This window comes from Lysinibacillus sp. G4S2 (assembly GCF_030348505.1).
In the GTDB taxonomy this organism is placed as follows: Bacteria; Bacillota; Bacilli; order Bacillales_A; family Planococcaceae; genus Lysinibacillus.
Map to the genome: position 1 here is coordinate 1,400,440 of NZ_JAUCFJ010000002.1, position 25,837 is coordinate 1,426,276.

The following is a 25,837-nucleotide window of genomic DNA, read 5'->3' on the forward strand; positions in this document are numbered from 1 at the left end:
GCTTATGTCATAGCGACGCAAATTATCAGTGCGATCAGGTAGTGTTGCATGAAGGTAGAGGTCGATATTTTTTGAAAGTTGGTTGATAAATTAAAAAAGTTGGTTGATAAATTAAAAAAGTTGGTTGATAAATTAAAAAAGTTGGTCGATAAATCGAAAAAGTTGGTCGATAAACAATCAAAAGTTCTCGATAAATCTCAAAACCGCAGCTTATTAAAGATTTTGTCGCTGCCGTTACGCTAAAGTGAATACTTGCAATATGAAAAAAGAATTTTATCTTTATTCAATGGGTGCCCAAACAACACTGAAATAGAGGAACTCAGTCTAAGAACGCCACGTCCTGTGGTAATGACTGAGTGACCAACGTCGTGTTGGCCCAAAGCCTCCGGACGCAATTTAATTCAATAAAAATATATGTTCACCCAATAGGCGCTACCTGCATATGATGGAGTGAAAAGAGTCGAAGGAGGAATTGCGCTGAAACGTTTACGACAAATCGTGACGAAAGCAGTAGTTGCCAAAGGGAAGAAGAGAACGGAAGAACGTGTAACATTATGTCCATCGAATAAACCGACGAGTATTCTTGGTTGCTGGGTCATCAATCATACTTGCTCCGCAAAAAAAGTCGGTAAATTTGTAGAAGTATCAGGGAAATTTGATGTCAATGTATGGTATGCCTATAGTAATCATTCGAAAACAGCGGTGTTTTCTGAAACGATTCACTATAAAGACAAAGTGAAACTCCATTTTAGAGATGGCGAAGTGAGTGTTGGTGATGATGTTCGAGTGCGTGTAGTTCAAGAGCCAAACTGCATCGAGGCAATTATTTCTCCATGCGGCACGAAATTTGAGATCGTAGTAGAACGCGAAGTCGTTGTAGAGGTAATGGGTGAAACGACGATTTGCATTAGTGTACATCCACTAGATTTCGAAGAGGAATGGAGCTTTAATGATGAGAGCTCATCCTCGTCTTCATCTAGCTCAAGCTCTAGTTCAAGCTCCTCGTCTAGCTCCAGCGGAGAAAGGTTTGTTTTAGAGTCCTCATCGTTTCCTGGTGAAAGACCAAGATAATACTAAAAGTTTGATACATGCGAAACGCTAGCATCTTAAAAAAAGATGAATGAGGCGTTTCGCATGTATCTTTTGTTATAATAAATATATCTATATGGCAAGAGCGAGGGAAATATTAATATGACTACTTATACACCAATGATGCAACAGTATTTGCAGGTAAAAGAAGATTACAAGGATGCCTTTTTATTTTTTAGATTAGGCGACTTTTACGAGATGTTTTTTGAGGACGCAATTAATGCTTCACAAATTTTAGAAATAACATTAACGAGCCGGGATGCAGGCGCAAAAGAGCGTATTCCAATGTGTGGTGTGCCTCATCATTCGGCGAAAAATTATATTGAAACACTTGTGCAAAAGGGCTATAAGGTTGCAGTTTGTGAGCAAACAGAAGATCCGAAGCAAGCAAAGGGTGTAGTAAAGCGTGAAGTCGTACAGCTTATTACACCAGGTACGATTATGGAAGGGAAGTCGCTTGATGGTAAAACCAATCATTTTATTGGTGCTGTGGAGCAACTTGATGATACGACATTTGGCTACGCTTATTTAGATTTATCTACAGGTGAAGCTATAGCCTCCTCAATTGAGGGCGATGGTAAGGCACTATTAATGCAAATGCAAGCCTATGGTATTCGTGAACTGATTGTAACGGATAGTTTACAGCTAATGTTAGCGGAGCATGCAGTCAATGCTAGTATCGTACTTTCTGTTGAAATGGATGAAATGGCAATGGACAAGGCGGCAAGCTATTTAGAAGCAGTGCCAAATGAGTTACAAGCTGCTTGCCTTCGTTTGCTTACTTATATCGATAAAACACAAATGCGCTCTTTATCTCATATTCAAACATTTACGTACAATGAAATGAAAAATTATTTACGCATTGACTCTAGCTCAAAGCGTAATTTAGAGCTTATTCAATCCATACGCGGTGGCGATCAAAAAGGTACCCTCTTATGGCTATTAGATGACACAGTGACAGCAATGGGTGGGCGAAAGTTAAAACAGTGGCTACATCAGCCTCTTGCAACACGCTCTGCCATTGAAGCAAGACTAGCAATCGTGACAGATTTATTGGAGGAGTATTTTGTAAGAACAGAGCTGCAAGACTCTTTAAAACAAGTTTATGATTTAGAGCGTTTAGCTGGGCGAGTAGCTTTCGGTAATGTAGGCGGACGTGATTTAGCGCAGCTACGTGATTCGTTACGTCAGGTGCCTGCAATTCAGCAACAATTACTCGGTGTCAATAAAGAAACATTAGAAAAGCTTGGTGCAGCACTGGATACATGTGCGGATGTAGAGGCGCTATTAGCCCGTGCTATTACAGACAATCCACCAATTACGATTAAAGAGGGCGACGTCATACGTGATGGCTATAATGAGCGATTAGATGAGCTACGCTATGCCTCTCGAAATGGGAAGGATTGGATCGCGCAGCTAGAGCAAGAAGAACGGACGAAAACGGGCATTAAAAACTTAAAAATAGGCTATAATCGAATTTTCGGCTATTATATTGAAATTACAAAATCGAACATCCATCTAGCTGATTTAACACGCTATGAACGTAAGCAAACTTTGGCGAATGCCGAGCGTTATATTACACAGGAGCTTAAGGAAAAAGAAGCATTAATTTTAAATGCTGAAGAAGAAAGTTTAACGTTAGAGTACAACTTGTTTGTAGAAATACGCGATGAGTTAAAGGCATTTATTCCACGTGTACAGGCGTTAGCGGCAAGTATTAGTGAGTTAGATGTGCTGCTAAGCTTTGCGAGCGTTTCAGAGAAATATCGTTTTACGAAGCCTGAATTTCATGAAGGTCGTGCCCTTGAAATTATTGAGGGGCGCCATCCGGTTGTAGAAAAGATGCTCAATAAGCAAATGTATGTGCCGAACGATTGTGTACTTGAGAAAAATAACAATATGATGCTTATTACAGGACCGAATATGTCTGGTAAAAGTACGTATATGCGCCAGGTTGCACTGATCGTTGTCATGGCACAAATGGGCTGTTATGTGCCTGCTGAAAAGGCTAGATTACCAATTACAGATCAGATCTTTACACGTATTGGTGCAGCAGATGATTTAGCTGCTGGACAATCAACGTTTATGGTGGAGATGTTAGAATCTCAGCACGCTATTATGCATGCTACGAAAAATAGTTTGATGTTGTTTGACGAAATTGGTCGTGGGACATCAACTTATGATGGTATGAGTCTTGCTCAATCGATGATGGAATATATCCATGATAAAATAGGGGCAAATACGCTATTTTCAACTCATTATCATGAATTAACAGCACTTGAAAAAGAACTTTCTCGACTGCAAAATGTACACGTATCTGCTACCGAAAAAAATGGCACAGTTGTCTTTTTACACAAGGTGAAAAAGGGAGCTGCCGATAAATCTTACGGAATTCATGTAGCACAGCTTGCACAATTGCCAGAGGAGATTTTAACAAGAGCACAAGTTCTGCTTGAAAACTTCGAGGCTGGCAAGGTAGTTGCGGTGTCAGAGGAGGTTGCTGAGCAGCCAGTGCAAATGTCACTATTTACAGAGGAAGAATCAATCTCTCCATCAGAGGCAGAGGTGCTTAAAAACTTAGAAAAAGTAAATATTCTTGGGACTTCACCAATGCAAGCGATGAATATTTTATACGAATTACAACAGCAGCTATTAAACGCAAAAAAGTAAAGGAGTGATGCGCTATGGGAAAAATACAAATTATGGACGAGTGGCTGTCCAATAAAATTGCTGCAGGGGAAGTAGTTGAAAGGCCAGCCTCTGTAGTTAAAGAGCTTGTTGAAAATGCCATTGATGCCGGAAGTACGTCCATTGATGTTTTTTTACTAGAAGCGGGTCTCACTTCAATTCAGGTAATTGATAATGGTAGTGGCATGGATGATGAGGATGCACTAATATCATACTCTCGCCATGCAACAAGTAAAATCCATCAGGAGCATGATTTATTTCGAATTCGTACACTTGGCTTCCGCGGTGAGGCATTAGCTTCTATTGCATCGGTGTCTAAAATGACACTCATTACGTCAAATGGGGAATCAGGTACTTATTTAGAGCTTGAAGGTGGCCACGTCGCTACACATAAACCTGGGCCTTTGCGTAAAGGAACAGATATTACAGTGGCACAGTTATTTTTCAATACACCTGCACGTTTAAAATATATGAAAACAATACAGACCGAGCTTGGGCACACAATTGACCTAATGAACCGTCTTGCGCTTGGAAATCCACAAATTGCGTTTAGATTGCTACATAACGGTCAGCAATTGTTACAAACCAATGGACGGGGTGACGTGCAGCAAGTACTAGCCGCCATTTACGGTGTGCATAATGCCAAGAAAATGGTGTCCTTCAATGGTGAGTCACACGATTACAAAATTTCTGGCTTCGTGTCACTACCAGAGGTTACTCGTGCCTCGAAAAACTATATGTCGTTGTTTGTTAATGGTCGGTGGGTAAAGCATTATTTGGTACAAAAAGCGATTGTAGATGCTTATCATACGTATTTACCAATTGAGCGTTTTCCGATTGTGGCACTCTTTATAGAGGGTGATCCTTATTTAACAGATGTCAACGTTCATCCTGCTAAGCATCAAATACGTTTAAGTAAAGAACTAGAGCTTCTTAAACTAATTGAGGAAACAATACGGGAGCAAATACGCAATATTATTCGAGTGCCGCAAATGGAAAAGAAGGAAAAAGTTCCAAAGCCTACAACCGAGCAGTTAAATATATGGAAGCCGGCACCAAAGCTTGATGTGGGGAAAATGAATGCCATTGTAGAAAAGCTTTATGATGTGCAAACTGTTCAGGAACAAAGCAAATTAGATCCTATAGTACCAGAGCACGTCCCTACTGTTATTGAAGATAGCTGGCAACCTACACCAGTGATGGAAGTGAATCGTCCTGAAGAAGAAGTGACACTAGAAGAGCCAATGGAAGTTTTGGAGGATGAGCCTAAGAAAGAACCATTCCCTGCTCTTGAAGTAGTTGGGCAAATTCACGGTACGTACATTGTTGCACAGATGGAGGATGGCTTTTATTTAATCGATCAGCACGCGGCTCAGGAGCGTATTAAATATGAATTTTTCCGTGAAAAGGTCGGTCAGGTGAACCCGAATGAACGTCAGACTTTATTGCTTCCATTGACTTTCCATTATGCAGCTGATGAGGCGCTTATTTTAAGAGAAAATAGGCAGGAGTTAGAAGCTGTCGGTGTATTTTTAGAGGAGTTTGGACAATCATCATTTGTCGTGAGAGAGCATCCTAGCTGGTTTCCTAAAGGAGAAGAACAAGAAATTATTGAGGACTTAATTGAACAGGTGCTGACAACTAAAAAAGCAGACGTCAAAAAATTACGTGAGGCGGCAGCCATTATGATGAGCTGTAAAAAATCGATAAAGGCCAATTATTATTTAACGAAAGAGCAAATGGAAACGTTATTACAAGATTTACGTAATGCTGATAATCCATTTACATGCCCACACGGACGTCCAGTACTTATTCATTTTACAACTTATGAAGTGGAAAAAATGTTTAAACGGGTAATGTAGTTGTAACGCCTGACATTTTTGAAAGGGTGACAATGCATTGCCTCTCATACATTGCTGTATAATATCTACAACTTGAAGTGGGATGAAGAAATTTGTACGCTATTAAATATTCCAATGTCAATGTTGCCAGAGATGAAAAATTCATCAGAGATTTATACAACTGCGCCAAGTATATTCTTTACTGGGGAAATTCCGTTTGCAGGTATAGTAGGTCTTGCGCCGAATTTTTGGTTGACCTAACTTATCAATCCAAAATAGAAACACAACAAGGACTGGCTCTTTAAGCGATCTAGCAAAAAATTGTAGAGGTTACATGTATTTTCAAATCATAGCTAATGGGGGAAAAAGGTATGTTTTCATTTGAGCATCGTCCAAAAATTATGCATTTTTTAGAGCAATATAGTTTTGACGTATTAGTCATTGGTGGCGGGATTACTGGCGCTGGCATTGCGCTTGATGCTGCATCTAGAGGGTTATCAGTCGCTTTGATTGAGAAGCAGGATTTTTCTGCTGGCACATCAAGCCGTTCAACAAAGCTTATTCATGGTGGACTTCGTTATTTAAAGCAATTTGAAGTAGGTGTAGTAGCTGAGGTTGGTCGTGAGCGTGAAATTGTTTATGGCAATGCTGTTCACGTTACAACGCCTGAAAAAATGCTCTTACCATTATATAAAAAAGGCTCACTCGGACCATTTACAACATCATTTGCGTTGAAAGTATATGATCGATTAGCGGGTGTCAAAAAACATGAACGTAGAACAATGCTGAATGCTCAGGAAACGGCAGCACTAGAGCCTTTACTCAATCGAGATGAGCTTATCGGTGGTGGTTATTACGTTGAATATCGTACGGATGATGCCCGTCTGACAATAGAAGTGCTGAAAAAAGCAGTGGAATACGGGGCACTATGTCTAAATTATGCGGAAATGACAGAGTTTTTATATCAAAAGAAAAAGCTTGTAGGCATAAAAGTAAAGGATCATGTGTCAGGGAAAGAGATCGAAGTGCACGCTGCGCAAATCGTCAATGCTACTGGACCTTGGGTAGATGAGGTTCGTCAAAAGGATAAAGTAGCAGACAAAAAGCAATTACGTCTCACAAAAGGAGTTCATATCGTTCTTGATCAAAAGGATTTTCCATTAAGGCAAGCCATGTATTTTGATATTGTAGATGGGCGTATGGCCTTTGCAATTCCACGTGATGGCAAAACCTATATTGGAACAACAGATACGGTTTATGAGGGAGATCCTGTACATCCTGTCGCTACCAAAGAGGATGTTGATTATTTAATTGATGCTGCAAAAACTGTTTTTCCAACAGCAAATATTTCAAGAGAAACAATTGAATCGTCGTGGGCAGGCGTACGTCCACTTATTTATGAAAAAGGAAAGGATCCATCTGAAATTTCACGAAAAGATGAAATATGGACAGCTCCAAGTGGACTAATGACAATTGCAGGTGGCAAACTAACAGGCTACCGTCAAATGGCAGAAACAATCGTTGATAAAATTGTGAAAACACATAATTATAAGCACGCAGGTCCATGTATCACGCGCGAGTTATCACTTTCCGGGGCAAAAGGTATTAACGCTATCAATTTCCCTGATTATAGTACCTATAAAGCAAGAGAGGGCGTTCATTATGGCCTAAATTATGATGAAGCAAAACAGCTCGTACAAAAATATGGTACAAATGTAGATGCGTTATTTAACCAAGTGAAATATTTGCATGAGCATGGAAGTACGATGCCTCTTGCCTTACATGCAATGCTACTTTATGGTATAGAAGCAGAAATGGTGTACACACCAAGTGATTTCTTTATTCGTCGTACAGGCTTATTATACTTCGATATTGATGCGGTAAAACGTTATAAACAGCAGGTCATTCAAGTTATGCAACACCATTTTCACTATACAGAGTCACAAAGAAATACGTATATCGCTCAACTAGAGCAAGCTATTTTAGATGCAACAAGTTTTGTATAGGAAGGAGTGCAAATAATGGAGCGCTATATTGAAATGTCAGATGGTCATTTTCTGTTTACTCGAACATTCAAGCCGTCGAATCCTTGTATTGGTCATATTCATATTTTACATGGTATGGCGGAGCATAGTGGACGTTATGTAAAATTGGCTCGTACTCTAAATGAAGCTGGCTATGCGGTGACAATGCATGATCACCGAGGGCATGGAGAAACGGCTGCCTATAATGGCACACTAGGTTTTTTTGCTGAACAAAATGGGTTTGACCGTGTAGTAGAGGATGCTCATGAAGTCGTTACGTCTTTACATGCACAGTTTGCAGATGTGCCTTTGATTTTATTTGGTCATAGTATGGGGTCGTTCATTACTAGAAGATATATACAGTTGTATAGCGATCATGTAGATAATGCGATTCTTTGTGGAACCGGGAATGTGACAGCATTGCATACGATGGGAAATTTTGTAGCAAAAGCATTGGCCAAGCAATTTGGTAAAGAGACACAGAGCAAAATATTAAATAAGCTTAGCTTTGGTAGTTTTAATAAGCAGTTCCCAAGTTCGAAGACTGCGTATGACTGGTTATGTTCGGCAGAGGACGAGGTCCAAAAATATATAGATGATCCGTATTGCGGCTTTATACCAACAAATCAATTTTTTGTGGATTTAACATCTGGTTTTATGTCGTTAAATCGTAAAAAAGAGATAGCTAAAATAAAGCAAGAGTTACCGATATTATTGATAAGTGGTAGCAAGGATCCAGTTGGAGAACAAGGTCAAGGCATATATGCTGTGGCAGAACAATTTGCAGCAGCAGGCATACAGGATGTGACGGTTTACTTATTTGAGGATAAACGTCATGAAATCTTGAACGAGGATAATCAAGAGGCAGTCTATCAAGTTTTATTACGGTGGTTAGAAAAATATGATACAAGATAAAATACAGCAAGCAGAGGTCGTAGCAATCGTAGGACCTACTGCTTCTGGTAAAACAGCACTAAGCATTGAGTTAGCGAAAAAATATAATGGCGAAATCATTAATGGTGACTCTATGCAAATCTATAAAGGTTTAGATATTGGTACAGCGAAAATTACTGAAGAAGAGATGGAAGGTGTGCCACATCATTTAATTAGCTTTAAAGAGCCAACGGAGCCTTTCTCAGTAGCTGACTATCAAAAATTAGTGCGAGCTAAGATTGCAGAAATTCAAGCAAGTGGCAAGCTACCGATTATTGTAGGTGGCTCAGGCTTATATGTACAGGCAGTGCTCTATGACTTTCAATTTACAGAGGAGCAGGTAGATGAGGTGGCACGGAAAGCCTATTATGAGGAACTTGAGAAATTAGGTCCAGAGGCTATGCATGCTAAGCTTAAAAAACTTGATCCACAAACAGCAGAAACAATTCATCCAAATAATACTCGTCGTGTCATACGCGCGTTAGAAATGATTGAACTTAGTGGCGTTTCAAAGGCAGCAGAAGCACAAAATCGTGGAGAAGTCCCACTTTACAATCATGTAATTTTAGGGCTAGGGCAAAATATGTCACGCGAAGAGCTCTATGATCGAATTAACCGCCGTGTCGATTTAATGATGGAAAAGGGGCTTTTGGAAGAAGTAAAGGGTTTATGGCAACAAAATATACGTGGTGTGCAATCAATCCAAGCAATCGGCTACAAGGAATTATATGACTACCTAGATGGCAAATGTTCTTTAGAAGAAGCCATTGACAGTTTGAAACAAAATTCTCGCCGCTATGCGAAAAGACAGCTAACATATTTCCGCAATAAAATGGATATATACTTCCTTAAAAATGACGAACAACTTTAATTGATCTCGCCTTATCGTAGATTTTGTTTTTATACTTTTGATAAATTTCTAAAAATTACTAATTGCTAAATTGGTAGAACATGCTACTATAGGAATGAAGAGGTAGAAAGAGAGTAGGGGGAGGCATATTTGATGAAATCAATTAACTTGCAAGATACGTTCTTGAACCATCTACGTAAAAACAGTGTTTTTGTAACTGTGTTTCTGTTAAATGGATTCCAGTTAAAAGGGACTGTGAAATCCTATGATAATTTTACAGTGTTATTAGTAGATGTTGATAGCAAACAGCATCTTATTTACAAACACGCTATTTCTACATTTGTTCCAGCAAAGCAAGTCGATTTTTTAGAGACAGAAGAATAAATAACTATATTTAAACAGTTAGTGTTGTCGACACTAGCTGTTTTTTTGCCTTCGGGCTATAATGTAAGAGGAAATCGACATATTGGAGGACTACACATATGAAATCTATGGATACAACACAATTATTAGAACTATTAGATGCAAACAAAGACCTATACATTATTGATGTACGTGAAGATGATGAAGTGGCACAAGGCATGATTCCTGGTGCTCAGCATATTGCTCTTGGGACAATCCCTGATCGCTTAGACGAATTAGATTCTTCTAAGCCATACGTTATCGTTTGCAAGGCTGGCGCTCGTTCAGCAAATGCTTGTGGATATCTAGACGCTCAAGGCTTTGACGTAACAAACCTTGAAGGCGGCATGCTTGCTTATGATGGAGAGTTAGAATTTAAATAATGGTCGATTTAAACCCTCGTGGTTTTATCAAGACCTAAATTGTAAAAGTCATAAAATATAAAGGGTGATACATATTAGTCATATATAATATGTATCACCCTTTTACTTCTTGCTCAGTAATCGCACCTGGTTTGGATATTTACGTTAATATCGATGTTTATCTTGTGGAAAATTTTACTTAAACCCCCACAAAAGAATGTAATCACCTTTCATTTTCTGTGGTGTAGAGCTGCGGTGAAAGTCGCACGTACGATGTGGACAGGGGGAAAAGCTGGCGATAATTTCAAAGGCTTACCATGAGGTGTTTTCTTATGAAAAAAGTTCTTATATTAATTATTGCCATTTCTCTTTTTGGCGTTTTATCAAAAACTAAAGCAATGATAATTGAATATGCAAAGGTTAATTTATCCGTATAATTATGCCTTTAAAATGGATTCTCTTCAACAGACTATCTCAATAGTCTTGACAACCGCAGACTATCGCAGTAGTATTAGTGTGTGGCAAACTATTGCAATAGTCCACTTAAGAAAAGGAGCATGCGCGTATGCAAGTTAAATTGTTTGATTCGGAATTACAAGTCATGAATATTTTATGGGAAGAAGGCGATTTGACAGCTAAACAGCTCTCACAAATGTTAAACGAACGAATAGGGTGGAATAAAAATACCACCTATACCGTCATAAAAAAATGTATAAAAAAAGAGGCCATTGAAAGAATTGAACCTAACTTTATCTGTCATCCAATCATCAGAAAAGAACAGATACAAGAACAAGAAACGACGGAATTGATTGATAAAATATTTAATGGTTCTAAAACTTTACTATTCGCATCCCTACTAGACAAGAAAAAAATGTCCGCGAGTGAGATCGATAAATTAAAGCAAATTGTTAAAGATCTTGAATGAGGAATTATGATATGAGTATCCTCAACATGAGTGTAGACGCATCTCTCCTCCTCATCATTGTGATATTGATGAGGATGTTAGTAAGAAATAAAGTGCCAAAACAAACATTTTTAATTCTTTGGGGAATCGTTGCATTTAAACTACTCATCCCCTACTCTTTTTATTCAAAATTGAGCATACAGCCTATGCTGAAAAACTTATTTGTTACGCTCACTTACTCAAATGATTCGGAAAGTATGCACAATACAATCGAAATCGCACAAACATCAAACACGTTCTATCACCAGCTTTTGCTTGTGATGACAAGCGATTTCGTTCAGTACATTTGGGCATGTGGGGGTATCGTGGTTTTGCTATTCTTTATAGTGGCCTATGTTAGATTTTATAAAGAATTTCAAACAGCCATCCCAGTGAAGAATAATGAGTATCTAGATCAATGGCTAAAAGATCATAAGTTAAAAAGAACTATTCAAATTGCAGTATCAGATAGAATAAAAACCCCATTAACATATGGAATCTTTAAACCAGTCATCTTATTGCCGAAATCAACAAATTGGGAAGACGCTACAAATATTCAGTTTATTCTCACGCATGAATTAATTCATATTAAACGTTTTGACGTTTTGTGGAAAGTAATTTTAACGATTATGGTAGCTTTGCATTGGTTTAATCCATTAGTTTGGTTTATGTATTTTTTAGTAAACAGAGACATTGAATTGTCTTGCGACGAAAGGGTTATTAGACAGTTTGGAGATAAGGCAAAGTCAGCATATGCACTATCTCTCATCAATATGGCAGATGAAACCTATACGGTTACGCCGCTTTGTAATCATTTTAGTAAAAACGGGATTGAAGAAAGGATAGTGTCCATTATGACCTTAAAGAAAAAGTCGGTTTTAGGAACAGTATTAGCGTGTACATTAGTCATTGGAGGTATGACCGTCTTTGCGGCAACTGGCCAAGAGCCACCAACGCTGAAAGAAGGCAAAGAACGAAATGCAGTTATTGTTACTGATGCTTCAAATAGTACGACGGAACCACATGTAATCGCAACAAATAAAGGCAAAGAACGAAATGCAGTTATTGTTACTGATGCTTCAAATAGTACGACGGAACCACATGTAATTGCAACAAATAAAGGCAAAGAACGAAATGCAGTTATTGTTACCGAGGCTTCAAATAGTACGACGGAACCACATGTAATCGCAACAAATAAAGGCAAAGAACGAAATGCAGTTATTGTTACCGAGGCTTCAAATAGTACGACGGAACCACATGTAATCGCAACAAATAAAGGCGAAAAATGAAATGTAATTATTGTTACTGATGCATCAAATAGTACGACGGAATAGCGTTTAATCGCAACAAATGAAGAATAAATAAGTTGCTCCAAAGACTAGTCCTGAAATCCGGGACTAGTTTTCATTTACTCCATCATTTTTTCATAATAAAACTCAATTTCTTCCCACTTTGTTGGTGTGGTTTTAAAATAAAGTTTGATGAGAAATCCTATTAGCTTTAAAGTTAATAGGATTTCTTATTAAACAATAAAGATAGATGATCAAAGAAAAGAAGTAATACAATTTAATATTAGTTTCGATGAACCGCAACGAAAGATAAGAAAAAGCCATTCCCTCCACAAGTGGAGAGAATGACTTTCCTTCATAAATCGCAAAACTACTGATTATAGTTTTGCCCAACGTTCCTCTAACCAGTTCATAAATTGTACACCTTTGTCGCCTTCATACGCATCAAAGACATCTAAACGCATACGTTTTAGTTTATCCGCAAAGTCTGCCACTGTATGGTCCTTTGGCAAGCTCTTTTTCACCCTCAGGAAAATTTTGTCTGTGCCTTTGATAATATCAAAACGTGCAGGTGATGGCTTCTCTACATCCTCACCAAACGCCACGAGTGCTTCATAGGCTGCTAATTGCACCTTGTTGACAGTATCATGCTGCATACGATTTTTTAATAAATCTATGATTTTGTCATGTTGATAAGCCGATAACATTTCGACTGCGTCTAAACGCTCTCGCCAGCTAGACGTATAATTGGCCTGTTTTTTTAATTTTTCATACTGCTCAGGTAATGCTGTTTCAAACTGTTTCAAGTAATTGCACCTCTTTTTTTAACTAGAGGAAAAATGAATTCTTCTTCTGCTTCTCTTATTATACGTTGTCTGGGTGAAAATAGCGATGAATCGCTGGTAAGGAAATATATAGAAAATGGAAACTAACTACATTAAGGTGAACCGTATCATAAGTATGTACTATTCTTTATTAGATTTGCTTTTCTTATTAAACTCCCATGAAAGAACGTAATCATCTTTCATTTTCTGTGGTGAAGTGCTGATTTTTGAACTTCATGGATGGCTAACGGAGTGCTTTAGTTCAATAACGCTCATCTAATTGTTCAAACTTTTTATAAAAATCTCATACTTAGTTAGAAAGGTTAACTCCATTTTGTTCAATCTTCTTTCAAAATGGAGTTTCGGAATGCGTTATCTAAAAGGGCAAAGTATAGCTATTTTAAGCTATATTGATCCACTGACATCATTAGTGATTTTGACAATGATTATAGGAGAAAAAATGACGACCCTACAAATAATAGGAACTATTCTTTTACTCGGTGCAACATGTTTGAGTGAAATAGATAAAACAAAGCATATATCACAGTAGTAACGAACGAGAAGCTCCTGAAAGCATTTGTACATAGCAGAAGTTGCACTTTGCCCTTCAACTATACTCTTAGTGGACTTAGTTGAGGCAAGAATTGTAGCAGCAACTTCCATCGGAGCTTGTGGAACTGGTACAGTACCACTTTTTGCAGCTTGTATTGATGGAGTTTTTATATTAGGTTCATCTAATATCGATAACGTTATTGCTTGTTTTAATAAACACTGAATTCAATGAGTAAATTGATTCATGTATTTTGATAGAAATAAGAAGCCTTTGAATGTAAAAGGCTTCTTGTTTTTCCTTACTTTTTAGGGGGCAGTCATATTATAAAAAATAATTTAAGAGACAAGGAATCAAATAAATTAAAATAGTACCTATAGCAAAAATAGATATCACTTTTACTTTTATCAGGTCTTTTTTTATTTCTTTTTTCAAGATAACACCACCTATAATAAACAATTGAAGTTAACTTAAAAAGTACATTATATGATATGTTCCACAAATTTATACTAACATTTATTTCTGAATATTCATACTACTGCGCGCAGATGAGTATATTTTTACTACGCTTATATTAGTGTCGTTACTACTAGTGAATTATTAGCAGTATGAATTAACCTCTCATAAGATGAAAAAAACAGTTAATAAACACAAGTATCTATTTAATACTTAGCAGCCCTCGCTTAATAGCTGTTACGACAGCACCTACTCGAGATTCTACGTTTAATTTCCTAATGATTGATGAGATATGGTATTCAACTGTTCTTATGCTTATCATCATTTCCTCACTAATTTCTGAATTGGTTTTATCCTCTGCAATCCATTTTAAAATTTCATACTCTTTTGGGGTAAGCATTTTATCTATCTTAATTACTTCAATTTTAGGAAACAGTTTATGGCCTGAATATACCTGTTTAATGGTGAAGATTAGTTCTTGGATAGGTTTTTCTTCGGTCATAAAAGCACTTGCTCCCGCATTATAGGCAGCTTGAATATATTCTGCATAATCATGCTTCGATAAAATGATGATTCGTAAATGAGGCATATTTTTTAGTAGTTCAACAGTTAAGTCAATGCCATTAACTAATTTCATCCCAATATTCATTAGCACAATATTAGGGGAGGTAGCAATGATTTCATGTAGTAAAAATTCTGGATTAGAAACGACCCCTACCACGCGAATAGTTGGTTCTTTGTTTAATCTATTTGATAAGCATTCTAATAGTAATTGACGATCATCTACAAGTAGCACATTTATATTCAACCTACTCACTCCTTAAATTTAATTTATATATTATACCCGTTCAAAAGACTTCGGAAACTTTTAATCTACTTTTTTCTAATTTATTGGTAAATAACTAGGTTGTTTTTTAAAAAGCACTTATATTTTTATGAAAATATACATAGATAGAAATGAGATATTTGCGGGAAATACGGATGTTTTTTTTAATTCTATTTGTTACAGTTGTAATTATCTTAATTTAAAGATAATTACCAAAATTGTGATTATACAAGTGTGGTGAAGCGACAGCAACAGAAGAATCCCATCTTTATAGCTGGTGAGATGAATGTTGGATAGTACTTTTCGGGTTGTCCTAATACCAACTGAATGAAGATAAATAGTTAAGAGCTTGGTTGGTTTGCGATGTAAATAATTTATTGTTTATTGGATCAAGGGTTATTCATTAATTCAAAACAATCATGTTAATATCCCAGCTACAAATGTATTTCTTTCCTATTTTAGCAAAGATAATGAAGAACTAATATGGGCATACAGCATCTACTGGTCTATCTTGTGCAATATCAAAGGACATCTTACATATTAATGAAAAGGTGAAAATGGACAGCAAAGAAATCAAAATTATGAGTAAGTATTTAGAGAAAAGTAAAAAATTTTTACAGCATAAAATTTATAAAATATTAGAAAATGATAAGGATTTTTTATTATTTTTAGGGAATGAGCGAGTTAATGGAAGGTATCATTTATCATTAGATGAAATGCTTCAAATTTTAGATAGGATTGATATTAAAGACATGCAAGCATTTATTAATGAAAAATTGAATCATGCAAAAATGAAACGAATCATTCTATCATAATAGAGGTGTTATATATGAATGAAGCAATATCAATAAAAGATTTGTATTTTTCGTATAACTCTAATATACAAATACTGAAAAATATTAATTTAACAATAAATCACAATGAAGTGTTTGGTTTACTAGGACCAAACGGAGCGGGGAAAACAACTTTATTAGAATGTGTACAAGGGGTTAGAAATGGCTATACCGGCAACATAATTGTTAATGGTTTAGATGTTAGAAAAGATTCAGATCAAATTAAACCACTCATAGGTGTACAGTTTCAGTCAAATTCCTATTTTGATTATATTAGGGTGGATGAATTGTTTGAATTCTTTGCTATATTATACAACATGAAGATTACTGAAAATGAAATTAAAGATCTATTAAACAAAGTAAATATGCAAGAACATAAAAGATCTTATGTTAATAAACTTTCTGGAGGACAAAAACAAAGAGTAAGTATAGCTTTAAGTATTTTGAATAAACCTCAGGTCTTGTTTTTGGATGAACCTACAACCGGGTTAGATCCGAACTCCAGAAAAGATTTGTGGAATATTATAAAAGATATTAGAAAGGAAGGGACAACTATAATATTAACAACACATTATATGGAAGAAGTAGAGGCACTCTGTGATAATGTATGTTTTATTAACAATGGGAGTATATATACTGTGGGAAAACCGGAAGAGATTATTGAAAATGCTAATTTAAATTCATTTATTAAAATAGGTTTAATAGCAGATTCTGATGTACAGTATTTAGAAAGTTGTCCGACAGTAGAAACGATAAAAAAAGAAGAGGACTTTTTTTACTTATACACTAAAGACATAAGAAAAACGATAGATTATATAAATAAATTAGAAGATGAAAAACGAATAACAACAACTAGTATTAATATTCAAAAAGCAAATTTAGAGGATGTATTCTTAAATATGACTGGAAGTGTTTTGAAAGTATGAATAGTTTTGTGAATTTGTCTTCTATATTTTTTAAAATGGAATTAAGAAATAAACAAGCGGCTATTATGAGTACTGTGTTCCCTATTTTAATGATGGCTTTAATGGGTACAGCAGGAAAAGATGCGGCAAGAGATGGTATGTCATATATGACCTATATCTTTCCAGGTATTCTAGGAATGGCTTATGGAGCTATCGGTCTAATAGCTTTACCTGTGATGATCGCTTCATATAGGGAAAGGGGTATTTTTAAAAAAATTAAAGTTACTCCAATTTCTACATCAAAAATAATGGTATCAATTTTTAGTACACAGCTTTTCATTATGGCTATACAAACAGTTATTATATTGGGCATTAGTGTTTTTATTTTTAATGTCCAATTAAATTTTAGTTCTATTTATACTCTTTTATTGATTCCGTTGTTATTAATGGGTGGTCTTAGTTTATTAGGCGTAGGTTTAATAATCGGAATATATGCTAATAACGCAAAAAATGCCACAACTATGGGGAATCTTTCAAATTTAGTATTCATTTTTTTAGGTGGTACTTTCTTCCCGAGTGACGTGTGGCCAAAAATTTTAATGCCATTTGTTTATATTAATCCACTTAATTATATTATTGAAGCTATAAGAAAAACACTTATCTTCGAGACTCAAAATCTTAATACTTATCTAACCGAGTTATCAGTATTAACTGCTATAGCAGTAATTACGTTAGTATTTTGTGTTAAAGTTTTTAAATATGAATAATCAAGTATATTCGTTCACTTCAAAATGTCAACAATGCTCAACAACTTTAAATATTGACACTAAAAACACTTTATCGTAAATTTAAAATAATTGCATAAAAGCTTTAGGTGCCCATTGCGGGAGAATAGGGAATAAAGTGAAAAGCTTTAGCGGTCCCACCACTGTAAAAGGGAGTTTCATAGAGAATGCCACTAGCAATGTTCTGGGAAGGTTCTATGAAATGTTGAAATTGAGCCAGGAGACCTGCCTAACTGCTTCGTATTTTATAGACGATGGAAAAGTCTGTAGTTTATTTGTTATGAAATAAACTACAGGCTTTTTATTTTTTTCTCTAGATCAATCTTCGAGTAACAAGGGCAAAAAAGAAAGGGGAAATTTTCATGCAATTATTACAACAAACGATTCAAAACATTCAAAGTGTCGATAACAAAATGATGGAGACAGCAAGGGAGTACATAGATGCGCTTAGCAAGCCTCCTGGAAGCTTGGGGAAACTGGAGTCTTTAGCTGTGCAACTATCAGGAATTACTGGAGAACTATTTCCTGCGATTGATAACAAAGCAATTATTGTCTGTGCAGCAGATCATGGTGTTTATGATGAAGGGGTAACATCAAATCCGCAAAATGTAACGGTCTTTCAAACATTAAATTTTCCTAGAGGAGGAACAGGTGTCTGCGCTGTAGCGAAAATAACAAATGCCAAAATTGTCACAGTAGACGTTGGTGTTAAAGAGGATATTCCACTTGATGCTGGTGTCATCATTAAAAAAATTAAATACGGAACGGACAATATGGCAAAAGGTCCTGCTATGTCAAGGGAAGAAGCCATTCAATCAATTGAAGTAGGAATTGAAGTAGCTACGGAGGAAATAAAAAAAGGGATCAATGTACTCGGGACAGGTGAAATGGGGATAGCTAATACAACACCGAGTGCTGCAATATTATCGGTTCTTCATGAGTGTCATCCAAGTGAAGTAACAGGATTCGGTGCAGGTGTTGGACCGGGGGGGCTGGCACATAAAGTAGCAGTCATTCACAATGCCATTGCATTAAATAAACCAAATCGAGACGATGCGATTGATATTCTTGCAAAAGTTGGTGGGTTAGAAATAGGCGCTATGGCTGGGGTTATACTTGCTGCCGCTGTCAATCGCAAACCTGTTGTGATCGATGGCTTTATTTCTACTATTGCTGCACTTATTGCATACGAACTTGAACCAAAAGTAAAAGACTATATCATTCCTTCTCATGCTTCCGAAGAACCAGGTGCTAAAATTGCAGCTGAATTGCTCGGGGTTGAACCGATGCTACAGATGAATATGCGATTGGGCGAAGGCTCTGGTGCAGCTTTAGCCTTTCCTATTTTGGATGCAGCAAGCTCCATGATGAAAAACATGGTTACATTAGAGGAATCTATACTGCTGTTAGAAAAGTAATTTAAAGATTATGAGGTTCTCAAATAAGTTTTTTATTTACAGGATTAAAAAAACAAGCCCAAATAACAGCTATTTGGGCTTGTTGTTATGCAGTGATGTAAGGAAACGTGGCTATGCCCGCTGCAACTTCCGTAACGGTAAACGCCATTTTTTCATATATGAAAGAACTCTTAGTGCTGTAATTACACCAAATAATACATATAAAAAGAAATCCCCTGAAAATAATTCAAGCCCGATGATAAGCCCGGCTAGTGCTGCCCAAACACCATAGACTTCATCACGGAGGACTAGTGGTTGTCGTCTAGCTAATAAATCTCGAACAATTCCACCACCTGACCCTGTTAAGACAGCAGCTACAATAACGGCACTAATGGACATGTCGAGCTTCACGGCATAGAGGGCACCTTGAATCGCAAATGCTGATAAACCAATAGCATCAGTGAAATTGCCCCAGCGATGCCAATGTTGAATGAGGCGATGTGGAAATAAGAAAAAAATTGTAATTGCTGCAATGGCAATTTGGAACATCATATCCTGCCCCCACAGCGTTGTTACAGGTAATCCTATGAGCAAATTTCGTATAGCTCCTCCGCCAAAAGCGGTTACAATTCCGAGTATATATACACCGAATAAATCGTATTCTTCCTCCATTGCAATTATTGCCCCGGAAATAGCAAAGGCAATTGTTCCAATAATACTAAAAACCTCCCAAGCCAACACTTTCACTCCCTATATGAATTGATCTTTTCTATTAGTTACAAACACTTTTTTGTAGCGTAGAAGTTTCTACTAAGAAAAGTATCAACTAATGCTTTGGAATTATCAGATATTAAATATCCTATTATAGCAGGACGTAATAGATTAATTCCGCAATTTAGATTAGCGTAAAATGCAATTAGAAACAATAGCAAATTTTGCAGGCAAGCTCACAAATTGTTAAGATAAGATTTGAACAAAAGTGAAATGGAGAAGAATAAAATGACTTTTACAACCAATTTAATGGAAGAAACACTAGCGTTAGCTACTAAAATAGAAGAAAAGGTGCGTCCTTTTCATGCAAAGGTAGAGGACATGGCGTTCTTCAACCAACAAAAAGTGCTCGCTGCGTTCCGAAAGCATCAAGTAAGCGATTATCATCTACACCCGTCTAATGGTTATGGCTATGATGATGAAGGGCGTGACAATCTAGAGCGTGTATATGCAGAGGTCTTTGGAGCGGAGGCTGCCATTGTACGTCCGCAAATTATTTCAGGTACACATGCAATTACGCTTAGTTTATTCGGCGTGTTACGTCCTGGTGATGAATTACTTTATATTTCGGGTCAACCGTATGATACATTGCAGTCAATAGTCGATGGCGGCGACAAGGACACGGGCTCTTTAAAGGATTATAAAATCGGGTATCGACATGTAGATTTAATCGATAACAAAACGATTGATTGGGAAGGTGTTGCAGCTGCAATTACGCCAAATACAAAAATGATTGCTATTCAACGCTCGAAGGGTTATGCAACACGACCATCCTTTACCGTTTCGCAGATTGCAGAAATGTGTGTAAAAATCCGCGAATTAGCACCAGATGCTGTTATTTTTGTTGATAATTGCTATGGTGAATTTGTGGAAGCACAGGAACCAACGGAGATTGGTGCTGATTTAATGGCAGGCTCACTGATCAAAAATCCAGGAGGAGGCCTTGCGAAAATTGGAGGTTATATTGCTGGTCGTGCAGATTTAGTAGAAAAATGTGCTTATCGTATGACATCACCAGGTATTGGTGCTGAAGCTGGTGCTACATTAAATACACTCGGTGATTTCTATCAAGGCTTTTTCCTAGCACCACATGTTGTCGCGCAAGCATTAAAAGGTGCCATTTTCACAGCAGCAATGCTTGAGGAAATTGGGATGAATACATCGCCAAGCTATGAGGCTGATCGTACGGATTTAATTCAAGCTGTTTCTTTCCAAACAGCGGAGCAGATGATTGCCTTTTGTCGTGAAATACAAGCGAACTCGCCGATTAATGCGCATTATGCACCAGAGCCAGCGTATATGCCTGGTTATGAGGATGATGTCATAATGGCGGCAGGAACATTTATTCAAGGTTCCAGTATTGAACTCACAGCAGACGGTCCTATTCGTCCACCGTTTACAGCATTTATTCAAGGTGGGTTAACATACGAACATGTGAAATTTGCTATTTGTAGTGCAGTACAAAAAATCCGAAAATAGGAGATAAAAAACTATTCAATACATCCGTTTTGAATAGTTTTTTACAATTTTTCATCAATTCGAAAAAAATATTTAATCTATGTGAGGAAACCTTACATGACTAGTTGACAGTGTAAAAATTTCGTTATATGATTAGCGGGTATTGGAGGGACTTAAATGAGTCGTGAAATTAGACGAAATATGCCGTTATTATCCATGAATATTGTGATGCAATTAACTGAGCTTTCGGCACGTCAAATTCGTTATTATGAAGAACACCATTTAATTGAGCCGCACCGAACAGAAGGCAATCGTCGAATGTTTTCATTAAATGACGTCGACATACTGCTTGAAATTAAAGATTACTTGGAACAGGGCATGAATATGGCGAAGATTAAAAAACTATTCGCTAAAAAGAATGACGCTGTTGCAACAGAAGAACCAAATTTAAGTGACTCAGAATTACGTCGCATCATGCGTGAAGAAATGCGTCAAGCACAGCGCATGCAAAAATCATCCATCCGACAAGGGGATTTATCTCGATTCTATTAATTAAAGTAAACGTACGCTCTTGGTGAACAGTTTAGATTATTTTAATAGGATAGGGTAATAATAAAAGCTAGACAATTTATAGGAGTGTGGAAAACTGTGGGTAAATACACAAAAGAGGACATTAAACGTCTTATCGAGGAAAAAAACGTAAACTTTATTCGTTTACAATTTACAGATATTCTTGGCACAATCAAAAACGTTGAGATTCCTGTAAGCCAATTAGACAAAGCTCTAGAAAATAAAATGATGTTTGATGGCTCTTCTATTGAAGGCTTCGTTCGTATCGAAGAATCGGACATGTATTTACATCCGGATTTAGATTCTTTCGTAGTGTTCCCTTGGACTTCTGAAAAAGGTAAAGTAGCACGTTTCATCTGTGATGTATACACTGCTAAAGGCGAGCCATTTGCTGGTGACCCACGTAACAACTTAAAACGTATCCTTAAGAAAATGGAAGAGATGGGCTTCTCAAGCTTCAATTTAGGGCCTGAGCCAGAATTCTTCTTATTCAAATTAGATGCAAAAGGTGAACCAACATTAGAAGTAAACGACCATGGTGGTTACTTCGACTTAGCACCTACGGATCTTGGCGAAAACTGCCGTCGTGATATCGTTTTAGAGCTAGAAGAGATGGGCTTTGAAATCGAAGCATCTCACCATGAGGTAGCTCCTGGACAACATGAAATCGACTTTAAATATGCAGATGCAATCACAGCTTGTGACAACATCCAAACGTTCAAATTAGTAGTTAAAACAATTGCACGTAAACATGGCTTACATGCTACATTCATGCCAAAACCATTATTCGGTGAAGCTGGCTCTGGTATGCATTTCAACGTTTCATTATTTAAAGGTAAAGAGAATTCATTCTACGATGAATCTACTGAACTAGGTCTTTCTGAAACAGCAATGCAATTCATGGCGGGTGTCCTTGCTCACGTTCAAGGTTTCACAGCTGTAACAAACCCAACAGTTAACTCTTATAAACGTCTTGTACCTGGTTACGAAGCACCATGTTATGTAGCATGGTCTGCTCAAAACCGTTCACCACTTATCCGTATTCCATCAGCACGTGGTCTTTCAACTCGTGTAGAAGTACGTTCTGTGGACCCATCTGCAAATCCATATTTAGCAATGGCTGTTATTTTAGAAGCTGGTCTTGAAGGTATTCGTCAACAATTAACACCACCAGCTGCGATTAATCGTAACATCTATGTAATGACTGAAGAAGAGCGTAAAGCGAACGGCATAGTAAACTTACCACCAGCACTTGACGATGCTTTAGCATTACTTGCTAATGATAAAGTAGCGCAAGAAGCTTTAGGTGAGCATATCTATGCAAACTTTAAAGAGGCAAAAGAAATCGAGTTCGACATGTACCGTACAACAGTACACCAATGGGAACGCGACCAATATTTAAAAATGTACTAAAAATATTAACCGAGTACCTTATATAGGTGCTCGGTTTTTCTTATGAAATGAGAGTAAATAGTAAACGATAGTAATAGGCATTTTCAAAAGAGAGTGCTATTGAAAAATATGCGATGAGGTATTTTTAACCTCATCGCATATTTATTAATAGCCCATATGATGGCGGCCCATGTGATGGTGATGATGATGCGGCATATGGCAAGGATCCGGTGGCATTTCACAAAGTGTATGAGTTTCGCAACATTCATTCACTACAGACTCAGTGCAAGGGAAATGATACTGATGATCAATTATATGTTTATTAACTGTTGTTACATGTGCTGGCTGTACATGTGGTACAACTGTATGGATGTAGTTAGTGCGTACAAATTCTTCTGGTGGACAACAATATGGTGGCTCAAATTGAGTTGGACATGTTATCGGTGGACAACAATGTGGACCTTTTGCATGATGATGGTGATGCATATGTTGCATATGTTGCATATGCTGCATATGATGCATACGTCTATCCATGGTAAAACCTCCTGTTTTGATAAGTTGTGGTTCATAACTAACATATGAGATGAAAGACAATGTGGTCTATTTGTATGCCTATTAAGGGCTGGTTAAATCTCTTAGGCAATCAAAATAGGTAGGATTCATGGAGAGTTTCGCCAAATTTCAACTGACTTCAGCTATTGTAAAATTGAGCTTTGTAGAAAGGTAATGGTACAAAGAAAAAATGCAGATAATATTAGCAGAGAATAATAATAATATTAAAATTTAGATTGAATAAAAATGCATTTTGTTGTAGAATTAACCGTTGTATTGTAGGTTTACGATATTTTTTAAGTTCATAAAAATGAATGATAGTGATTATTCTAAAAGAATTAATGCATAGAATTTTTGCATTGCGGATGTTAATTATAAAAAAAGTAGTGTTTGGGCGTTCCTTTATTACTTTTTAGAGGAATGCTTTTTTTATTTTATCCCTCATTAACCGCTCGTAAATGCCCAATTGGTGAAGACTAGTAATCAGCGAGAATGAATAAATTTCCACTGATTAAAGTTTCACTTTATACAGATATACATTTTTTGGCGGTTTAACAGTACATAACTAACAAGCCTGATGTATACAACTTCGATAAAATTAGAGAAATGAGGCTTTTAATTATGAAAAAATATCCTACTTCTTCATACTTTTACTTCATAATCCCTTCTCTTATTGGTGTTCTATTATTCATGACACCTGTATTAACAGATGAGGGATGGAAAGTTCCAATTGCTATTTTAGCAAAGTTATTAGCAGGTGTTGTTGCACCTGTTATTAGTTACTTTACTATAATTATGTTTGCGATTTCTGCTATAGGTTCACTCATTGCCAAATTCATTCCACGCAATAATACAAAGAATCCAAATATTTTAGATACATTATTTTATGTCAATTGGTTTTGGACAATTGTCCGAGTTATTGGTTTAGTATTTGCATCAATGGTTGTATTTGATTTTGGACCATCAGCGATTAACAATGAAAATACTGGTGGGCTATTAATGAACCCGGACGATGGTTTGGTAACATTTTTATTTACGATTTTCTTATTTGCGGGTGTGCTTTTACCATTTTTAACAAACTTCGGCTTACTTGAATTTTTCGGAACAATGATGGTGAAAATCATGCGTCCTCTCTTTAAAAGTCCTGGTCGTTCATCGGTTGACGCACTTACGTCATGGGTTGGGGATGGAACAATTGGTGTTCTAATGACGAGTAAACAATATGAAATGGGGAACTATACGAAAAAAGAGTCTGCTATTATTGCAACTAGCTTTTCTGTAGTGTCCATCACATTCTGTATTGTAGTATTAGATACAGTGCACTTATCACGCTATTTTATCCCATATTATTTAACGGTTTTACTTTGCGGTCTAGTGTTAGCGATCATTATGCCGCGAATTTATCCGCTTGCTAACAAGGAAGATACTTATATCGATGGTACTCCAGTAGATTTATCACGTGAGGAATTACCTAAAGGCTATAACTCTGTGACACACGGCTTGGAAAATGCTTTAGCAGTCGCACATGCAAATCGTGATCCTCGCCAATTTATTAAAGATGGATCTAGAAATGTGCTAGATTTATGGATTGGTGTAGCGCCCATTGTTATGGCATTTGGTACTATAGCTTTAATGCTTGCTGAATTCACTAGTATTTTCGCAGTTTTAGGGAAGCCATTTGAGCCTATTTTAACAGTGCTCGGTTTACCAGAGGCAGCTGAAGCAGCACAAACGATGGTGGTTGGTTTTGCAGACATGTTCTTACCTTCAATTTTAGGAGAAGGAATTGAAGCTGAAACTACACGATTTGTCATTGCTGTCGTATCTGTTACACAGCTTATCTATATGTCAGAAGTCGGTGGCCTAATTTTAGGTACGAAAATTCCACTGAAATTTTTGGATTTAGTCGTTATTTTCTTACTACGTACAATTATTTCACTACCAATCGCAGCAATAGTTGCACATTTACTTTTCTAATCTAAAAAGCAATTGTTCGCATTTAATGAGTGCGCATAATTGCTTTTTCTTTATTTAAATCCGAGTGACAGAGGAGAATGCTTGAGGAAAAAAGGGAAAATACCCGCGCATCAGAGGTGA

The 25,837-nt window shown here is 36.8% G+C and carries 24 protein-coding genes, 1 pseudogene and 1 riboswitch; of the genes and pseudogenes, 21 read left to right on the forward strand and 4 right to left on the reverse strand.

Translation table 11 applies throughout. The features are described 5' to 3' along the window. Positions 1-450: 450 nt before the first annotated feature. The 11 genes and pseudogenes from cotE to QUF91_RS07125 all read left to right on the forward strand — a co-directional run bounded on the left by cotE (position 451) and on the right by QUF91_RS07125 (position 12,421). A complete protein-coding gene (gene cotE, locus QUF91_RS07075; protein WP_289417259.1) occupies positions 451-1,071 on the forward strand; it encodes an outer spore coat protein CotE in 621 nt (206 codons plus the stop codon). Positions 1,072-1,191: 120 nt separating this feature from the next. Next, positions 1,192-3,759, forward strand: a complete 2,568-nt coding sequence (gene mutS, locus QUF91_RS07080) for a DNA mismatch repair protein MutS (protein WP_289417260.1) — start codon at positions 1,192-1,194, stop codon at positions 3,757-3,759. A gap of 14 nt (positions 3,760-3,773) precedes the next feature. After that, a complete protein-coding gene (gene mutL, locus QUF91_RS07085) occupies positions 3,774-5,639 on the forward strand; it encodes a DNA mismatch repair endonuclease MutL (RefSeq protein ID WP_289417261.1) in 1,866 nt (621 codons plus the stop codon). Between the two features lie 39 nt (positions 5,640-5,678). Further along, positions 5,679-5,852 (forward strand): annotated as a pseudogene (locus QUF91_RS07090) (FGGY family carbohydrate kinase); the annotation flags it as partial. A gap of 137 nt (positions 5,853-5,989) precedes the next feature. Beyond that, complete coding sequence (locus QUF91_RS07095) at positions 5,990-7,624, forward strand: glycerol-3-phosphate dehydrogenase/oxidase (protein ID WP_289417263.1); 1,635 nt, start codon at positions 5,990-5,992, stop codon at positions 7,622-7,624. 15 nt (positions 7,625-7,639) lie between these two features. Further along, entirely contained in the window at positions 7,640-8,557 is a 918-nt protein-coding gene (locus tag QUF91_RS07100) for an alpha/beta fold hydrolase (RefSeq protein ID WP_285394535.1), read from the forward strand. Further along, positions 8,544-9,446, forward strand: coding sequence for a tRNA (adenosine(37)-N6)-dimethylallyltransferase MiaA (gene miaA / locus QUF91_RS07105; RefSeq protein ID WP_285394534.1), 903 nt, complete (start codon positions 8,544-8,546; stop codon positions 9,444-9,446). Before QUF91_RS07100 ends, miaA begins: the two co-directional genes overlap by 14 nt. A 132-nt stretch (positions 9,447-9,578) precedes the next feature. Then, on the forward strand, positions 9,579-9,809 hold the full coding sequence (hfq, locus tag QUF91_RS07110; protein WP_285394533.1) for an RNA chaperone Hfq: 231 nt from the start codon (positions 9,579-9,581) through the stop codon (positions 9,807-9,809). 98 nt (positions 9,810-9,907) lie between these two features. Further along, positions 9,908-10,210, forward strand: coding sequence for a rhodanese-like domain-containing protein (locus QUF91_RS07115; protein WP_285394531.1), 303 nt, complete (start codon positions 9,908-9,910; stop codon positions 10,208-10,210). 544 nt (positions 10,211-10,754) lie between these two features. Next, positions 10,755-11,114, forward strand: a complete 360-nt coding sequence (locus QUF91_RS07120; RefSeq protein ID WP_285394530.1) for a BlaI/MecI/CopY family transcriptional regulator — start codon at positions 10,755-10,757, stop codon at positions 11,112-11,114. A gap of 11 nt (positions 11,115-11,125) precedes the next feature. Further along, positions 11,126-12,421: a M56 family metallopeptidase gene (locus QUF91_RS07125; RefSeq protein ID WP_289417264.1), complete on the forward strand. Its 1,296-nt coding sequence runs from the start codon at positions 11,126-11,128 to the stop codon at positions 12,419-12,421. Between the two features lie 377 nt (positions 12,422-12,798). On the opposite strand, the gene QUF91_RS07130 is transcribed toward QUF91_RS07125, so the two are convergent. Further along, positions 12,799-13,227 (reverse strand): HEAT repeat domain-containing protein, encoded by a 429-nt coding sequence (locus tag QUF91_RS07130; RefSeq protein WP_289417265.1) that lies wholly within the window; start codon positions 13,225-13,227, stop codon positions 12,799-12,801. 352 nt (positions 13,228-13,579) lie between these two features. On the opposite strand from QUF91_RS07130, the gene QUF91_RS07135 reads away from it, so the two are divergent. After that, positions 13,580-13,795 carry an EamA family transporter gene (locus QUF91_RS07135; protein ID WP_483308079.1) on the forward strand — a complete coding sequence of 72 codons (216 nt, stop codon included), beginning with the start codon at positions 13,580-13,582 and terminating at the stop codon, positions 13,793-13,795. Between the two features lie 27 nt (positions 13,796-13,822). Then, complete coding sequence (locus QUF91_RS07140) at positions 13,823-14,020, forward strand: hypothetical protein (RefSeq protein ID WP_289417268.1); 198 nt, start codon at positions 13,823-13,825, stop codon at positions 14,018-14,020. 433 nt (positions 14,021-14,453) lie between these two features. Here QUF91_RS07140 and QUF91_RS07145 read toward each other — a convergent pair whose 3' ends face one another. Further along, entirely contained in the window at positions 14,454-15,059 is a 606-nt protein-coding gene (locus tag QUF91_RS07145; protein WP_289417269.1) for a LuxR C-terminal-related transcriptional regulator, read from the reverse strand. A 575-nt stretch (positions 15,060-15,634) separates the two neighbouring features. On the opposite strand from QUF91_RS07145, the gene QUF91_RS07150 reads away from it, so the two are divergent. The 4 genes from QUF91_RS07150 to cobT all read left to right on the forward strand — a co-directional run bounded on the left by QUF91_RS07150 (position 15,635) and on the right by cobT (position 19,018). Next, a complete protein-coding gene (locus QUF91_RS07150) occupies positions 15,635-15,892 on the forward strand; it encodes a hypothetical protein (protein ID WP_289417270.1) in 258 nt (85 codons plus the stop codon). Positions 15,893-15,906: 14 nt separating this feature from the next. Then, a complete protein-coding gene (locus QUF91_RS07155) occupies positions 15,907-16,836 on the forward strand; it encodes an ABC transporter ATP-binding protein (RefSeq protein ID WP_289417271.1) in 930 nt (309 codons plus the stop codon). Continuing rightward, on the forward strand, positions 16,833-17,582 hold the full coding sequence (locus tag QUF91_RS07160; protein ID WP_289417272.1) for an ABC transporter permease: 750 nt from the start codon (positions 16,833-16,835) through the stop codon (positions 17,580-17,582). Before QUF91_RS07155 ends, QUF91_RS07160 begins: the two co-directional genes overlap by 4 nt. An 88-nt stretch (positions 17,583-17,670) precedes the next feature. Then, positions 17,671-17,847: riboswitch (cobalamin riboswitch) on the forward strand. Positions 17,848-17,962: 115 nt separating this feature from the next. Further along, positions 17,963-19,018, forward strand: coding sequence for a nicotinate-nucleotide--dimethylbenzimidazole phosphoribosyltransferase (gene cobT, locus QUF91_RS07165; protein ID WP_289417273.1), 1,056 nt, complete (start codon positions 17,963-17,965; stop codon positions 19,016-19,018). A gap of 111 nt (positions 19,019-19,129) precedes the next feature. Here cobT and QUF91_RS07170 read toward each other — a convergent pair whose 3' ends face one another. Next, positions 19,130-19,735, reverse strand: a complete 606-nt coding sequence (locus tag QUF91_RS07170) for a trimeric intracellular cation channel family protein (protein WP_285394524.1) — start codon at positions 19,733-19,735, stop codon at positions 19,130-19,132. A 261-nt stretch (positions 19,736-19,996) separates the two neighbouring features. On the opposite strand from QUF91_RS07170, the gene QUF91_RS07175 reads away from it, so the two are divergent. From QUF91_RS07175 to glnA, 3 genes are all read left to right on the forward strand, one after another. Next, positions 19,997-21,247, forward strand: a complete 1,251-nt coding sequence (locus tag QUF91_RS07175; protein ID WP_289417274.1) for a methionine gamma-lyase family protein — start codon at positions 19,997-19,999, stop codon at positions 21,245-21,247. A gap of 156 nt (positions 21,248-21,403) precedes the next feature. Then, positions 21,404-21,778: a MerR family transcriptional regulator gene (locus QUF91_RS07180; RefSeq protein WP_285394522.1), complete on the forward strand. Its 375-nt coding sequence runs from the start codon at positions 21,404-21,406 to the stop codon at positions 21,776-21,778. Between the two features lie 96 nt (positions 21,779-21,874). Beyond that, on the forward strand, positions 21,875-23,209 hold the full coding sequence (glnA, locus tag QUF91_RS07185; RefSeq protein WP_285394521.1) for a type I glutamate--ammonia ligase: 1,335 nt from the start codon (positions 21,875-21,877) through the stop codon (positions 23,207-23,209). Positions 23,210-23,353: 144 nt separating this feature from the next. Here the strand turns inward: glnA and QUF91_RS07190 are convergent, their stop codons facing one another. Further along, positions 23,354-23,722 (reverse strand): CotD family spore coat protein, encoded by a 369-nt coding sequence (locus QUF91_RS07190; RefSeq protein ID WP_353957837.1) that lies wholly within the window; start codon positions 23,720-23,722, stop codon positions 23,354-23,356. Between the two features lie 639 nt (positions 23,723-24,361). On the opposite strand from QUF91_RS07190, the gene QUF91_RS07195 reads away from it, so the two are divergent. After that, positions 24,362-25,717, forward strand: coding sequence for a YjiH family protein (locus QUF91_RS07195; protein WP_289417276.1), 1,356 nt, complete (start codon positions 24,362-24,364; stop codon positions 25,715-25,717). Positions 25,718-25,837 lie beyond the last annotated feature (120 nt).

Excerpts from the sequence above, each read along its gene's own strand:
- mutS (WP_289417260.1), top strand. The coding sequence starts at position 1,192 with ATGACTACTTATACACCAATGATGCAACAGTATTTGCAGGTAAAAGAA.
- mutL (WP_289417261.1), top strand. The coding sequence starts at position 3,774 with ATGGGAAAAATACAAATTATGGACGAGTGGCTGTCCAATAAAATTGCT.
- QUF91_RS07095 (WP_289417263.1), top strand. The coding sequence starts at position 5,990 with ATGTTTTCATTTGAGCATCGTCCAAAAATTATGCATTTTTTAGAGCAA.
- QUF91_RS07100 (WP_285394535.1), top strand. The coding sequence starts at position 7,640 with ATGGAGCGCTATATTGAAATGTCAGATGGTCATTTTCTGTTTACTCGA.
- miaA (WP_285394534.1), top strand. The coding sequence starts at position 8,544 with ATGATACAAGATAAAATACAGCAAGCAGAGGTCGTAGCAATCGTAGGA.
- hfq (WP_285394533.1), top strand. The coding sequence starts at position 9,579 with ATGAAATCAATTAACTTGCAAGATACGTTCTTGAACCATCTACGTAAA.
- QUF91_RS07115 (WP_285394531.1), top strand. The coding sequence starts at position 9,908 with ATGAAATCTATGGATACAACACAATTATTAGAACTATTAGATGCAAAC.
- QUF91_RS07120 (WP_285394530.1), top strand. The coding sequence starts at position 10,755 with ATGCAAGTTAAATTGTTTGATTCGGAATTACAAGTCATGAATATTTTA.
- QUF91_RS07125 (WP_289417264.1), top strand. The coding sequence starts at position 11,126 with ATGAGTATCCTCAACATGAGTGTAGACGCATCTCTCCTCCTCATCATT.
- QUF91_RS07150 (WP_289417270.1), top strand. The coding sequence starts at position 15,635 with ATGGACAGCAAAGAAATCAAAATTATGAGTAAGTATTTAGAGAAAAGT.
- QUF91_RS07155 (WP_289417271.1), top strand. The coding sequence starts at position 15,907 with ATGAATGAAGCAATATCAATAAAAGATTTGTATTTTTCGTATAACTCT.
- QUF91_RS07160 (WP_289417272.1), top strand. The coding sequence starts at position 16,833 with ATGAATAGTTTTGTGAATTTGTCTTCTATATTTTTTAAAATGGAATTA.
- cobT (WP_289417273.1), top strand. The coding sequence starts at position 17,963 with ATGCAATTATTACAACAAACGATTCAAAACATTCAAAGTGTCGATAAC.
- QUF91_RS07175 (WP_289417274.1), top strand. The coding sequence starts at position 19,997 with ATGACTTTTACAACCAATTTAATGGAAGAAACACTAGCGTTAGCTACT.
- QUF91_RS07180 (WP_285394522.1), top strand. The coding sequence starts at position 21,404 with ATGAGTCGTGAAATTAGACGAAATATGCCGTTATTATCCATGAATATT.
- QUF91_RS07190 (WP_353957837.1), bottom strand. The coding sequence starts at position 23,722 with ATGGATAGACGTATGCATCATATGCAGCATATGCAACATATGCAACAT.
- QUF91_RS07195 (WP_289417276.1), top strand. The coding sequence starts at position 24,362 with ATGAAAAAATATCCTACTTCTTCATACTTTTACTTCATAATCCCTTCT.